This is a genomic window from Photobacterium lucens (assembly GCF_009873615.1).
Classification (GTDB): domain Bacteria; phylum Pseudomonadota; class Gammaproteobacteria; order Enterobacterales; family Vibrionaceae; genus Photobacterium; species Photobacterium lucens.
In genome coordinates, this window is the sequence record NZ_SSMG01000384.1 from 1 (window position 1) to 13,206 (window position 13,206).

A 13,206-nucleotide genomic window follows, 5' to 3' on the forward strand; every position below is an offset into this window, starting at 1 on the left:
TTTTGCCTAACTTTAATGTGCTTACTAAAAAGTTATTTAATATCAATTGTTTGTTAGCTTTATTTTGCTTGTGTTAAATCGCTAAGTGAGTGATGGTTTTTTATTTTGAACGTGTATTTTTTGTCTTGTTTCGATAGTTCTGATGACGCTTTGAACGTTCAAAAAATAGCCATATCAAGTGGTTGTTGTGATGCGGTTGTTCTTAATGCTGCTGAGTTAGGCAGAAAATGATAAGAATGATTGGGACTAAATCACACCTTGGTCACATCAGGTTCAAGTGTTTTGGTATCAAAAAAACATACTGATAAGCGAAGGGGTGCAGACAACGATCTCAGTATTGATTATTAGCAATAACGAGATCGTTGATGTTTATGCATGAATGGGAAAGACGAGGCTAACTTACAATGCCAAGCATTTCTTTTAGGGGTTTGAGGTAACGTCTGCTGATAGGTACTTCAAACCCTGTTGTGGTGATGATTTCTGCTAGTCCATTTTCCAGCAATTTAATCTCGCTGATCGCTTTAATATTGATGAGATATTGGCGATGACAACGCACCAGTGGCGTTTTTTCTTCTAAGGTTTTTAGGGTCAGTTGCGTGCTTGCGGTTTGCTCACTGGCACGAACATGAACACCACTGATATCGCTGTAAGCACATTCAACATTGTTAGTTGCGATGATCACAATACGGTTATGACCAACACAAGGGATTTGCTCTAGCTTTTCTGGTGCAAGGGCTGACACTGTTTGTGGTTGGGCTGATTGCGTGATCGCTTTATGACAACGGTGAACGGTTTTGGTTAAACGCTTAGGATCAACAGGCTTAAGTAAATAATCAAACGCGTTATCTTCAAAGGCTTGAATCGCATATTGATCGTAAGCGGTCACAAACACCACATATGGCATGGTGTCGGGATCTAACATACCGAGTAATTCAATGCCTGTGACTTGCGGCATTTGAATATCTAAAAACACCACATCCGGTTTTAGCTCATTGATTTTTTTGAGCCCCATAATGGCGTTAGCCGCTTCTCCAATCACATCAATGTGACCTGTTTCTTCTAATAACTCAGCCAGCTCTTCACGGGCAAATTGTTCATCATCAATGACCAGCGCAGTTAACATCCAACATGACCTTTTATGTGCTTTGATTGTACTTATTGTGCGTGGGGGATAATAAAGCTTATTCGGGTAAATTGGTGCTGCTCACAGGCAATTTTTAGCGCTGAATCACGACCAAATTGATTGGATAGTCGTTTACCGACGATCTCCATCCCTAAACCAACATGGTTATCTGCTGGTGGCTGATAATTACCGGCATTATCTTCAACGATGATTTCATTACCTTGTGGGTGAGGCTGGCTATAAATTTTCACTGTGCCGCCTTCTAACATCTCGGAAATACCGTGTTTAATGGCATTCTCGACCAGAGGTTGCAGGGTAAAACTTGGCAATATTGTATCGAGTAATGGATCTTGAATATCAATATCGACGGTTAAGCGATCAGTAAAACGGGCTTTCTCAATTGTGAGGTAGGCATTCACATGCGCTAACTCTTCGCGTAGCGTCACGGTATTAATATTTTGCTTTAAGTTACTGCGGAAAAACTGCGATAAGTTTTGAATAAGCTCACGGGCTTTATCAGGATCGCGTCTGGTGATCGCACTGATGGTATTAAGTGCATTAAACAAGAAGTGAGGGTTCACTTGCGCATGTAACAGCTTAATTTCCGCTTGTGATAATAAGGTTTGTTGCTGTAAGTAATCACCGTAGAGAATTTGGCTCGACAATAGCTGCGCAATCCCTTCTGCCATCGACATATTGACGGTAGAAAAGAGCTTACGTTTTGGCTCATAAAGTTTAATCGTACCGACTACCTTATTACCTGCCCGTAGCGGAATGATCAGAGCCGATCCCAGCTTACAATCAGATGCTAATGAGCATTGATAAGGATGTTCACGCCCATCGAGGTAGATGATGTCATTTTGCGCCATCGAATCTAAGGTACTTTGCGATGAAATCGGAGTATTGGGTTGATGGTGATCATCCCCAATACCGACAAAAGCCAAGATTTTTTCCTGATCGGTAATGGCTACAGCCCCGACTTTGGTTTCTTCATAAATAATACGTGCGATCTTATTGGCGTTTTTACTGTTAAAGCCTGTGCTTAGAATCCCCACCGAGCGATCAGCAATGGTTAAAGCGCGACGAGAAAACGTGGCTGAATACTTTTCAAATATCGTTTTACGATCTTGAAGAATACTCATAAACAATGCGGCACCCACGGAATTGGCAATGATCATCGGAACCGCAATGGTAGAAACCAGCTCATAGGCTTGCTCGAAAGGTTTGGCAACTGTGATCAAGATGAGCATTTGCACCACTTCAGCGACAAAGGTGACACCAAATACCATGCAAGGGTTAAATAACAATGCGCCTTTGTTACGCTTAAGCAGGTAAACATGGAGTAAACCGCCGATCAAGCCTTCGGCTGTGGTCGAAATAGTACAGGCAAGATCGGTAAAACCACCAAGGGTATAGCGATGAATACCGCCCGTTAAACCAACCGCAAAACCCACCACAGGGCCGCCAAATAAGCCGCCCATGACAGCACCAATAGCACGGGTGTTCGCAATCGCATCGTTGATATGTAAGCCAAAGTAAGTGCCAAGAATGCAGAAACTTGAAAACAGTAAGTAGCAAATTACTTTGTGGCTAAGGCGTGAAGAAATACTCAGTAGAGGTAAGAATATCGGGGTTTTACTCAGCATATACGCCAGCACTAAGTAAACACACAATTGTTGTAATAGGGAGAGAACCAGTTCCATGGTGAGCCTAACCTTGAAAAGAATGCCGAGATTGTAAGGTAAACAAAAAGAGCCTGCATTGAGCAGGCTCTTACTATTACATCATGATCATATCAATGACGGAGGGATTGAGTTTACTGATTGTTAAGCTGTTTCAGAGGTTGTTGGTGCTTGCTCTTCATCTGCTAAACCCGTTTCACCTTTGCCTTTCGATATTTTGATCACATAACCAGTCACAAAGAGTGAGAAAGCGATACCTGCAATGGTTGAGATCTGCATTGGTAGACCAAAACCAAGGGTGCTGTTGTTTAAAATGAAAGTCACACACACTGTAGTCATAAAGATTGCTGGAACTGTGGTGATCCAGTGCAGCTTGTTATGACGCAATAGGTAAGCTGAAGCTGTCCACAACATCATTACCGCTGTGGTTTGGTTAGCAAAGCCGAAGTAACGCCAGATAATACCGAAATCAACCTGAGTTAAGATACCACCAAGGACAAACAGTGGCACAGCCATTAGTAGACGATTACGCAGTGTTTTTTGCTCAACATTGAAGTATTCAGACAAGATCAAACGGCTTGAACGAAACGCTGTGTCACCAGAGGTAATTGGCAGAATCACCACCCCAAGGAAAGCCAAGATACCACCGAATGTGCCTAATAAACCAAAAGATGCACTGTAAACTACGTTACCAGGGCCACCACTTTTCACCGCTTCTGATAGTGATTCAAGCGAGCCGAAGAAAGACAGCGCAATAGCACACCAAATCAGTGCAATCACACCTTCACCGATCATCGCACCGTAGAATACGAAACGGCCGTTTTTCTCGTTGTGCATACAACGCGCCATCAGTGGAGATTGTGTTGCATGGAAGCCAGAAATTGCACCACACGCAATGGTAATAAACAGTGCAGGCCATAGCGGCATGTCATTTGGGTTTAGGTTAGTAAGCATATCACTGACTTTGAAATCACCCATTACAGTGTGTTCGCTAGAGAACGCAATCGCAGTCATTAGGCCAACCGACATAAAAATAAGCAGTGCGCCAAACAGTGGGTAGAATCGACCTATGATTTTATCAACAGGCACAATCGTCGCTAGAATGTAGTAGCCGAAGATCAGTACAACCATGGTAGTAACGTTAACCGTTAGGCTTGTTTGTTCGTTGATTAGATTGGTGATCATATCGGCAGGAGCAGAAACAAACACCACACCCACAAGCAGCAATAGGACAATGGCAAAGATGTTCATAAAATGTTTTGCGCCATTACCTAAGTAGCGACCTGTAATGCTTGGCACTGAAGCTCCGCCATTACGGATAGATAACATACCTGAGAAATAATCGTGTACTGCACCTGCGAAAATACAGCCCACTACAATCCAAAGCATAGCGGCAGGACCATATAGCGCACCCATGATCGGACCAAAAATAGGACCAACGCCAGCAATGTTGAGCAGCTGAACAAGGTAAACACGTTTGGTCGACATCGGAACAAAGTCGACACCATCAGTTTTGGTATGAGCAGGGGTTTTACGTTGTTCATTGATGCCGAATACTTTCTCTACGAAAGCACCGTAAATGAAGTAGCCGCCAATGAGGGCTGCGACACAGGTGAGAAACCACATCATAGCAATTGTCCTTAATTGAGTGTTTGGGAAGCTTAGGACGTATGATATTCGCCTCTTATATTTACTGCATGCGCTCAATACGTGAGTGGCAGAATAGTGCGATGAGTGGTTGTTATGAGGAATGAGTGGTTTAGGGAGTGAGAATAAGTAGAGGCGATAAATAGCTATCATGGTTAAATGATATTAGGCAACCAGATAGCTATTTTAATAAAGATACCTAAGTCTCGTCTTGCACCTAAGTGATTTGGCGAACACTTGGAGGTAGGGTTAATAAGTACCACGGATTGGATAGTTATTTTCTGGGTTACGAATAAAGCTTAAACCTTGTAACAGTACCTTAAGATCTGGACGTGCAAATGGGCCGTTAGACATATCTAATACTTGGACTTTGCCTTCTGCGTTAATCACGAAAATAGCGGGTTCGGCAAAGACATGATCGGTTTCTTTTTCAGATCGTGGCACCGATAGATATAGCCCTAATTGCTGCATTTGTTCTACGGTTAACCCATAGGCTAATGGGTAGCTCACATTTAACTTGGTTTTATGCTGCTCTAACTGCGCTTTGCTATCGGCAGAAACGGCAACCACATCAACGCCAATCTTATTATATTCAGCGGCTAACGTTTCTAACTCGTTCAGATAACGGGTACATAATGGGCAGTGTTGTCCTCGATAAACCACGACCATTTTCCAATCAAATGGCGTATTGGGTTTACCTAATGTGATGGTTTCTTCCTCTAGCGTTGGTACTTGAATCTCTGGAAATGTTGCGCCAGCTAAAAACTTTTGCTGTGTCATGGTAAATTCCTTAGTTATTGACGAGTTAGATATTGATAGCTTTCATCAGTTTTATCGCGTTTGCCTTTGTATTTATCATCGTAATTTTCCGACCAAATCGCAGTTGCTACTTGGTTTTGGTTCCAGTCAAAGACGGTTGAGCGATGTTTGATCTTCCAAATGTCGTTACGACGTTCAAATTTGAAATGATGACGACCACCTAAAATACCTTCTTTATCGACACCATTTTCTTCATGAAGATGATATGCCCAGACATAACATTCCGCAGTCGCATTATCGCCCTCAATTTCAATTAACGGGTTGCTGATACGATGTTGAGTTGCTTTAAGCTGCTTAAAACCTTCCATTGCAGGATCGACAAATTTGTGTGCGTTGTCGTTGTAAAAGAATAGTTCAGGAAAAATAGGATCTTGGTGCTCTTCAATCGCATCTTCCCAATATGTTTCTTTCATTAAAGTCCCATCGACACGATCAAGGGCGCGAGCAAAACGATACATCACTTCAGTAATGGCTTGTTTATCTAGGAGTTCTTGAAGTTTTTGTTGCATATCCATTGGGTTAGTCTCTTATTTTGTGTTGTTGAGGCTTAGTATAGTTATGCGAAAAAGTTTGAGAACTATGGTAGTGTGAATACCATCTATTCAATTTTGGAATAATTAAGTGGATCGATTTGAAGCCATGAAAGCGTTTGTGCGAGTGGTACAAACGGGCAGTTTTTCAGCCACAGGACGAGAATTAAATACGACGCAAACGACGATCAGTAAACGGATTGCCGCATTAGAAACGAGCCTAGGCGTTAAGTTACTTAAACGTAGTAGTCGAGATCACTCCCTTACACCTGCTGGGAGCCGCTATTTTGAAAGTTGTTTACGGATCTTGGCACAAGTAGAGGAAACAGAAGCCAGCCTTCATGATGATGTTCAGCAACTGGCGGGACATATTCGTATCGCAGTACCTGTTGCATTCGGGCGCATTTTATTAACCCCATTACTGCCAATGTTTTTTGCGCAATATCCGAATATCTCGGTTGAGCTATTAGTCAGTGATCGTCATGTGGATTTAATTGCTGAAGGGGTAGATTTAGCCATTCGCGCCCGCAAACTCGAAGATTCCAATCTGGTTGCGCGCCACTTGATGGATAACCCACTTAAGCTTTACGCATCAAAGAGTTATATTAATAAATCGGAGCCAATCTTAATACCCGCTAACTTAGCCAAGCATCAATGTTTGCTTTATTCTCGTTTAAGCGCACAGCAAACGTGGACGCTAACAGGCAATGGACAATCCCATGCGGTGGCTGTCAGTGGGGCATTGAAATGCGATGATGGTGATGTGTTATTAGAAGCGACATTATGTGGTTTAGGCGTTGGGATTTTTCCGCCTTGGATGGCATCTCAAGGATTAGCACAGGGTAAATTAGTGGAAGTGTTACCTGAATACCAAGAGCAAACACTACCTATGTATGCGGTGTACCCAAAAGATGTTTATATTCCTTATCGCATTCAATGCTTTATTGATTTTTTAAAGCAGCACTTAACTCAATAACAGTCAGAGAAGATAAATTAAGACACCGCCCCGATATAACAGCTCGATAGGCATTCACCGCAGCCATTACAATCATCATTTAAAATAGGTGTGCTGTTAGCAATCAGGCTGAGTGCTTGTTTCGGGCAATCATCAATACACTCTTGGCAATTATCAAAAATTTTGGCGTTACAGCTTTTGCTAAAAGTTGGACGCCAGCCGGTATCTGTAATGCTGAGAGTATTAAGTGCTTGAGTTGGGCAAGCATGAATACAAGCTTGGCAAAAGGTGCAATGGTTACAACTCAGATCCATGACCGGCCCATGGTTACCCATAGTTAAGATATTCTGTGGGCAAGCGCTCACACATGCTGAGCAATGATCACAAAGATGCGTAAATAGGCTTTCTTCAACAGCGCCAAGCGGTCTTCCTGCATTTATCGTTACTGCCTCTGGGGTTTCAACCGATTGTGAAACACCACGAGATAGCGCACGAAATAAACCACGACGACTGTGGTTTACTTCGCTCTCTTGCTGCATTAACTCAGCACTATCGTGTCTCATCATTACGCCTCTTGCCAGTAGTTATGACGGTTCACGATTTCCAATTGTTGTTCTTCACAATAGATGGTTAACCATGCCAGCGTATAAGCGGCAAGTTGTTGGTAAAAATCCGTTTTTGCGTGTTGCTGCATGCTCTCTAGCATGAAAGGGGCAAAGGGCATTAAGTGCTCACAGAGTAATTCATTCGCCGCTGTTTGATTCTCTTGTTCCAGCAATATTGAAACCAACATCAGCATTAAACCAATGTGATCTTCAGGCTCTCGCATACCGGTATCGCAGGTGAAACCTTGCTGGCGAGTAAACTCTCGGTATTGCAAAGTCGATGAGCCAAACAGGGCATTTTCTTTATCTAAATACGCCGATCCCCAAGGTGGACACGGCATATCACCGCTACCTTGCAGCAAATGGAAGTGATCGGATTCAAGCTCGTCACTGTTAACAGCGTGTGTAAGTGCTGCAATATTTTTTAATAAATCATCATCTTGTTCAGTGAAGGCTTGCAGAATGGTGGAGCCGTTGTTTGAGCGTGGTGAGTAGAACAATAAGCCACCAAGAAGGCGAAAAAGTGTAGATTCGTAATGCATTATTTCAACTTTATAAATTTTTGGCGGAGCATACCCAGTTAATACGAGGAAAAAATTGCGCTAAATCAAAAAAGTCAGGGTGCTGATATATTTATTTATATGATTAATAACCTGTTAAATATTCTAGATAATTTAAATTTATAAAATTTTGTGACTAACTTCTCAGTTTTAACTTAACAATGATGGAATTTTATATTGCGAATACGCTTTATTGATTGAGCGCAATATTTCACCCTCCGCTTTGAGTGTAAAAGGACGCCCAGAAAAAGACCGCGAGAGTCTTTTCGCATTTTTGATGAGTAGTTGTCCTATGAAAAACACACTGAAAGCAATGATTTCCGGTGGTCTCTCAAGACGTGATTTTATGAAAACGTCGAGTGCTGTCGGTGGATTGGCTGCGACTGCCAGCGCCATGACCCTGCCATTTAAATCTAGCCCTGTTGCTGCAGCCACCGAGCAAGCAGTGAACGAGAAAATCGTCTGGAGTGCGTGTACCGTAAACTGTGGTAGCCGTTGTCCATTACGTATGCACGTGGTTGATGGTGAAATCAAATGGGTAGAAACCGATAACACAGGTGATGACGAATACGGTAATCACCAAGTGCGCGCGTGTTTACGTGGTCGTTCAATGCGTCGTCGTGTTTACAATCCAGATCGCTTGAAGTACCCAATGAAGCGTGTCGGTAATCGTGGTGAAGGTAAATTCAAACGTATTACATGGGATGAGGCTTACGATGAAATCGCTAATAACATGAAGCGAATCATCAAAGATCATGGCAATGAAGCGATCTACCTGAACTACGGTACAGGTACGCTGGGTGGCACCGTGACTAAATCATGGCCACCAGCGGGATCGCTTGTGGCACGTATGATGAATCTATGTGGTGGTTACTTAAATCACTACGGCGACTACTCAACAGCACAAATTAAAGAAGGTCTTAACTACACCTACGGTGGTTGGGGCGCAGGTAACTCGTTCTCTGATCTTGAAAACACCAAGCTGATTGTTCAGTTCGGTAATAACCCTGCTGAAACCCGTATGTCGGGCGGTGGTTTGATCCATCACTTAATGGAATCAAAAGAGCGTTCAAAAGCGCGCATGATCATGATTGACCCTCGCTACACCGACACTGCTGGTGGTCGTGAAGATGAGTGGATCCCAATTCGTCCTGGTACTGATGCTGCATTCGTTGCTGCGATGGCGTACGTGATGATCAAAGAAGATTTGGTCGATCAGCCATTTTTGGATAAATACTGTGTCGGTTACGATGAGAAAACCCTACCAGCATCAGCACCAGCTAAGAGTGACTACAAGTCATATATCTTAGGTGAAGGTGCGGACGGTATTGTGAAAACCCCTGAGTGGGCGGCACAAATTACGGGCATTCCAGTTGATACCATTATTAAAACAGCCCGTGAAATTGGCTCAACCAAACCTTGTGCAGTACTGCAAGGCTGGGGCTTACAGCGTACAGCTAACGGTGAAATTGCTTGTCGTGCAATCGCAATGTTGGCACTGCTAACGGGTAACGTGGGCATTAACGGTGGTGGTACTGGTGCGCGTGAATCTGACTACAATATTCCGTTTGTCCGCTTCCCAACCTTAACGAACCCAATTGAAGCGTCGATCCCAATGTTCCTATGGACAGATGCGATTGTACGCGGCACCGAGATGACCGATCTACGTGATGGTGTTCGTGGTGTTAAACAGCTTAAATCACCCATCAAGATGATCTGGAACTACGCCGGTAACTGCTTGATTAACCAGCACTCTGACATCAATAAAACTCACGATATTTTACAAGACGACAAAGCCTGTGAGCTGATTGTGGTGATTGATAACCATATGACGTCATCTGCTAAATATGCCGATATCGTACTGCCGGATCTAACAACCTCAGAGCAATCTGATTTCTGTATGGATACCAAAGCGGCCAACATGCCGTACTTCATTTTTGCTGATAAAGCGATTGAACCGCAATTTGAAGCCAAAGGTATTTACGAGATCTGCGCTGAGATTTCAAAACGTATGGGCGTGGGCGAGCAATTTACTGAAGGTCGCGATCAAGAAGGCTGGCTACGTCACTTGTATGCATTAACCCGTGAGCAAGATCCATCACTGCCTGATTTTGAAACCATGCGTAAGCTCGGTATCTACAAGCGTCGTGATCCAAACGGTCATTTTGTTGCTTATAAAGACTTCCGTGAAGATCCAGAGAAGAACCCATTAACGACACCATCGGGCAAGATTGAGATCTACTCTGAGCGTTTAGCACACCTTGCGGCAACGTGGGAGCTACAAGACGATGAAGTGATCCACCCATTGCCGATTTATGTGTCGACGTTTGATGGTTGGGACTCGAAGAAACGTGAGCAATTCCCATTGCAGCTAACAGGTTTCCACTACAAAGCCCGTTGTCACTCAACCTACGGCAACGTTGATGTGATCAAAGAAGCGGCACGTCAAGAAATGTGGATCAACCCGATTGATGCTCAGCAACGCGGTATCGCAAATGGCGATTTGATCCGTATCTTCAACGAACGTGGTGAAACCCAAATTCCAGCTAAAGTGACGCCGCGTATTCTGCCGGGTGTGGTCGCGTTGGGTGAAGGCGCATGGTATGCCCCTGATAAACGCAAAGTCGATAAAGGTGGCTGTATCAACGTATTAACGTCACAGCGTCCAAGTCCGCTGGCGAAAGGTAACCCACAGCACACTAACTTAGTGGAAGTTCAACTGGTGAAAAAGGCATAAGGTTAAAGCATGAAACAATACGGCTTTTATATTGATTCAAGTAAGTGCACCGGTTGTAAAACGTGTCAGCTTTCTTGTAAAGACAACAAAGACTTAGATGTGGGTGTTAACTTCCGTCGGGTGTATGAATACGCAGGTGGTAATTGGGTAGAAGATAACGGCACATGGCGTCAAGACGTGTTCTCTTACTACGTATCTATTGCGTGTAACCACTGTACTAAACCAGCTTGTACCAAGGTGTGTCCAAGTGGCGCAATGCACAAGCGTAAAGAAGACGGTTTTGTGGTAGTTGATACTGAAAAATGTATCGGTTGTCAGTACTGCGGTATGGCATGTCCTTATGGCGCACCACAATACAATGCTGAAAAAGGTCACATGACCAAGTGTGATGGTTGTTACGAGCGTGTGGGTCAAGGGTTACAGCCGATTTGTGTGGATTCTTGTCCGCTACGTGCATTGGAGTTTGGTCCTATTGCTGAGCTACGTGCCAAATACGGTAATGGCGCAGAAGTAGCACCGCTACCAAAAGCATCACTAACCCAACCAAATATCATCATTAAACCGAACCGCCATGCGCGTCCATGTGGAGATACCACAGGTCACTTGGCTAACCCGAAGGAAGTGTAATATGGCATGGCATGAATGGCCGCTTATCGTTTTTACGGTATTGGCACAAACATCGGTAGGTGCATTTTTAGTGTTAGCCACCATGATGTTAACAAAACAGTTATCGCTGGCAGCGGAAAAGCGTCTACATCAAGCGATGTTCGGTTTATGGGCGATCATGGGCGTGGGCTTTCTAGCTTCTATCATGCACCTTGGTAGCCCATTGCGTGCAATGAATGCTTTAAACATGTTGGGTAGCTCTTGGCTATCAAATGAAATTGCAACGGGCAGTGCGTTCTTTGCTTTAGGTGGCATGTTCTGGTTATTGTCAGTATTAAAGCTTGGCAGTGTGGCAATTCGCAAAGCCTTTATGGTGGGCGCAATGCTGGTGGGTGTTGCCTTTATGTATGCCATGACCATGGTTTACATGATCGATACCGTACCAACATGGTACACACCATTAACACCTGCGGCATTTATGATCACCATGCTGATCAGCGGTACGGCATTAGCACAACTATTGTTATCAGTAGCAAAACATGACAGCACAGCGGCGAACAAGCTGTTACCTATCATGGGGCTGGTTGGCATGTTCGCAGTCGTGATGGTTGTGATGTTGCTTTCATCGCACCTTGCAAGCATTGAAACCAGTGTGACGACTGCATTAGCCGTCGTACCTGAGCACACAAGCTTACAGTTAACCCGTATCGTTTTAACGGTAGTTGCAATGGTGTTGTGGTTATTGCCAGTGGTTCAGCGTAAGAAAGTGGCAGTACTTCCGATGGCAATGGCGTTTACCATGATTGTAGTAGCAGAGCTAATCGGTCGTGGCATGTTTTACGGCATGCACTTAAGCGCAGGTATGTAATGCTCCGAAATAATAAGAGCATGTGAGCGTAAGTGATAAGCTGAAAATACAATGGATAGGGGCGAGAGCTTCTATCCATTTTTTTATTTTCGACTTTCAATAATACCCAAGCAACCTCAATATGCAGTGTTCAGTGAGACGACCTTAGTTCTGAGGCGCGGCAACGATTCGAAGATATAGTGGTTCTACATTGAGAATAGTTAACAAAGTCTGAGAGCTAAGGACGCTCTGAATCAGGCATCTTGAAGTCACTTGGGTATAACTTATCGTCTTGATAACGCTGTTGACCAATTTGCTCACCTTGCTTGTTATAGATCTTTACCACCCCGTTTTTTTTGCCATCGACATAAAACTCTTCAATCTTTACCTTGCCATTTCTAAAGTAACTTTTAGCTGTGCCGTGGAGTTTGCCTTTTAGGTAGTTTTCCTCAAACTCCAAAGTACCATCATCATAATAGCCTTTTAAACTGCCTTGTGGCTTGCCATAAACATAGTTCTCTTCAAGCTTAATCACACCGTTCTCATAGTAAGCTTTCAGTAGCCCATGAGTTTGTCCGTTGACATAGTTCTCCTCGTATTTTAATGCGCCACTTTTGTAATAAATTTTGCTGATCCCTTGAGGATTACCGTTACGAAAATAGCCGACAAGCTGTAATGCACCATTCTCGTAATAGCTTTTAACCATCCCCTCAGGTTTACCTTTTTTGAAATAACCTTTGGTTCTGACTGCACCACTTTTGTAAAACCCGATGCGAGGTCCTTCGAGTCGACCATTGACGTAATTATCTATACTTCTTAGCTCACCGGTGGGGTAGTAGTTCTTTTGGGTTGCAGCAGACGATAAAAGTGGAAACAGCAGCAAATACATTGCGATCAGCATGGGGATAAGTTTCATCGTGCTACTCCATATTACGCCAGTGATAAATTGAGTATATGCCTATCTATTTGCTGCAATGGCACAATGAAACAGTGGTATCAAAAGTTAGTCACATCGTGAGAGATAAGATCTTACTCACTGTGCACTAAAAATATTTCAAAATGTTTCAGTTAAATATATTTATATAGAATATAAAA

At 43.5% G+C, this 13,206-nt stretch carries 12 protein-coding genes; 4 read left to right on the top strand and 8 right to left on the bottom strand.

The window, feature by feature from the left end; all coding sequences use genetic code 11:
• Nucleotides 1-394 precede the first annotated feature (394 nt).
• From btsR to E5A76_RS15855, 5 genes are all read right to left on the bottom strand, one after another.
• Nucleotides 395-1,123 (bottom strand): two-component system response regulator BtsR, encoded by a 729-nt coding sequence (gene btsR / locus E5A76_RS15835; RefSeq protein WP_161119505.1) that lies wholly within the window; start codon nt 1,121-1,123, stop codon nt 395-397.
• Between the two features lie 32 nt (nt 1,124-1,155).
• A complete protein-coding gene (locus tag E5A76_RS15840; RefSeq protein WP_053987765.1) occupies nt 1,156-2,826 on the bottom strand; it encodes a sensor histidine kinase in 1,671 nt (556 codons plus the stop codon).
• 123 nt (nt 2,827-2,949) lie between these two features.
• The gene (locus E5A76_RS15845) at nt 2,950-4,434 is read right to left on the bottom strand and encodes a carbon starvation CstA family protein (RefSeq protein WP_161119506.1); all 1,485 of its coding nucleotides are present in this window, start codon (nt 4,432-4,434) and stop codon (nt 2,950-2,952) included.
• Nucleotides 4,435-4,701: 267 nt separating this feature from the next.
• Nucleotides 4,702-5,232: a peroxiredoxin-like family protein gene (locus E5A76_RS15850; RefSeq protein ID WP_053987763.1), complete on the bottom strand. Its 531-nt coding sequence runs from the start codon at nt 5,230-5,232 to the stop codon at nt 4,702-4,704.
• Nucleotides 5,233-5,246: 14 nt separating this feature from the next.
• Nucleotides 5,247-5,786 carry a nuclear transport factor 2 family protein gene (locus E5A76_RS15855; protein ID WP_161119507.1) on the bottom strand — a complete coding sequence of 180 codons (540 nt, stop codon included), beginning with the start codon at nt 5,784-5,786 and terminating at the stop codon, nt 5,247-5,249.
• Nucleotides 5,787-5,892: 106 nt separating this feature from the next.
• Between E5A76_RS15855 and E5A76_RS15860 the strand changes: the two genes are divergently transcribed.
• Nucleotides 5,893-6,777, top strand: coding sequence for a LysR family transcriptional regulator (locus E5A76_RS15860; RefSeq protein ID WP_161119508.1), 885 nt, complete (start codon nt 5,893-5,895; stop codon nt 6,775-6,777).
• A gap of 17 nt (nt 6,778-6,794) precedes the next feature.
• Here E5A76_RS15860 and E5A76_RS15865 read toward each other — a convergent pair whose 3' ends face one another.
• A complete protein-coding gene (locus E5A76_RS15865; RefSeq protein WP_237459144.1) occupies nt 6,795-7,322 on the bottom strand; it encodes a 4Fe-4S binding protein in 528 nt (175 codons plus the stop codon).
• Nucleotides 7,322-7,903: a TorD/DmsD family molecular chaperone gene (locus E5A76_RS15870; RefSeq protein WP_161119509.1), complete on the bottom strand. Its 582-nt coding sequence runs from the start codon at nt 7,901-7,903 to the stop codon at nt 7,322-7,324. The genes E5A76_RS15865 and E5A76_RS15870 overlap by 1 nt, the downstream gene beginning before the upstream one ends.
• Nucleotides 7,904-8,213: 310 nt before the next feature.
• On the opposite strand from E5A76_RS15870, the gene E5A76_RS15875 reads away from it, so the two are divergent.
• From E5A76_RS15875 to E5A76_RS15885, 3 genes are read left to right on the top strand one after another with little or no spacing between them, the layout of a single operon-like run.
• Complete coding sequence (locus tag E5A76_RS15875) at nt 8,214-10,658, top strand: DmsA/YnfE/YnfF family dimethyl sulfoxide reductase (RefSeq protein ID WP_161119510.1); 2,445 nt, start codon at nt 8,214-8,216, stop codon at nt 10,656-10,658.
• 9 nt (nt 10,659-10,667) lie between these two features.
• On the top strand, nt 10,668-11,285 hold the full coding sequence (locus E5A76_RS15880; RefSeq protein ID WP_161119511.1) for a DMSO/selenate family reductase complex B subunit: 618 nt from the start codon (nt 10,668-10,670) through the stop codon (nt 11,283-11,285).
• 1 nt (nt 11,286) lies between these two features.
• Nucleotides 11,287-12,132 (top strand): DmsC/YnfH family molybdoenzyme membrane anchor subunit, encoded by an 846-nt coding sequence (locus tag E5A76_RS15885; RefSeq protein ID WP_053987757.1) that lies wholly within the window; start codon nt 11,287-11,289, stop codon nt 12,130-12,132.
• 217 nt (nt 12,133-12,349) lie between these two features.
• Here E5A76_RS15885 and E5A76_RS15890 read toward each other — a convergent pair whose 3' ends face one another.
• Nucleotides 12,350-13,027 (bottom strand): toxin-antitoxin system YwqK family antitoxin, encoded by a 678-nt coding sequence (locus E5A76_RS15890; RefSeq protein ID WP_161119512.1) that lies wholly within the window; start codon nt 13,025-13,027, stop codon nt 12,350-12,352.
• Nucleotides 13,028-13,206 lie beyond the last annotated feature (179 nt).

What these genes read in the sequence shown, in the direction of transcription:
- btsR (WP_161119505.1), bottom strand. Translation starts at nt 1,123, where the DNA reads ATGTTAACTGCGCTGGTCATTGATGATGAACAATTTGCCCGTGAAGAG.
- E5A76_RS15840 (WP_053987765.1), bottom strand. Translation starts at nt 2,826, where the DNA reads ATGGAACTGGTTCTCTCCCTATTACAACAATTGTGTGTTTACTTAGTG.
- E5A76_RS15845 (WP_161119506.1), bottom strand. Translation starts at nt 4,434, where the DNA reads ATGATGTGGTTTCTCACCTGTGTCGCAGCCCTCATTGGCGGCTACTTC.
- E5A76_RS15850 (WP_053987763.1), bottom strand. Translation starts at nt 5,232, where the DNA reads ATGACACAGCAAAAGTTTTTAGCTGGCGCAACATTTCCAGAGATTCAA.
- E5A76_RS15855 (WP_161119507.1), bottom strand. Translation starts at nt 5,786, where the DNA reads ATGGATATGCAACAAAAACTTCAAGAACTCCTAGATAAACAAGCCATT.
- E5A76_RS15865 (WP_237459144.1), bottom strand. Translation starts at nt 7,322, where the DNA reads ATGATGAGACACGATAGTGCTGAGTTAATGCAGCAAGAGAGCGAAGTA.
- E5A76_RS15870 (WP_161119509.1), bottom strand. Translation starts at nt 7,903, where the DNA reads ATGCATTACGAATCTACACTTTTTCGCCTTCTTGGTGGCTTATTGTTC.
- E5A76_RS15875 (WP_161119510.1), top strand. Translation starts at nt 8,214, where the DNA reads ATGAAAAACACACTGAAAGCAATGATTTCCGGTGGTCTCTCAAGACGT.
- E5A76_RS15880 (WP_161119511.1), top strand. Translation starts at nt 10,668, where the DNA reads ATGAAACAATACGGCTTTTATATTGATTCAAGTAAGTGCACCGGTTGT.
- E5A76_RS15885 (WP_053987757.1), top strand. Translation starts at nt 11,287, where the DNA reads ATGGCATGGCATGAATGGCCGCTTATCGTTTTTACGGTATTGGCACAA.
- E5A76_RS15890 (WP_161119512.1), bottom strand. Translation starts at nt 13,027, where the DNA reads ATGAAACTTATCCCCATGCTGATCGCAATGTATTTGCTGCTGTTTCCA.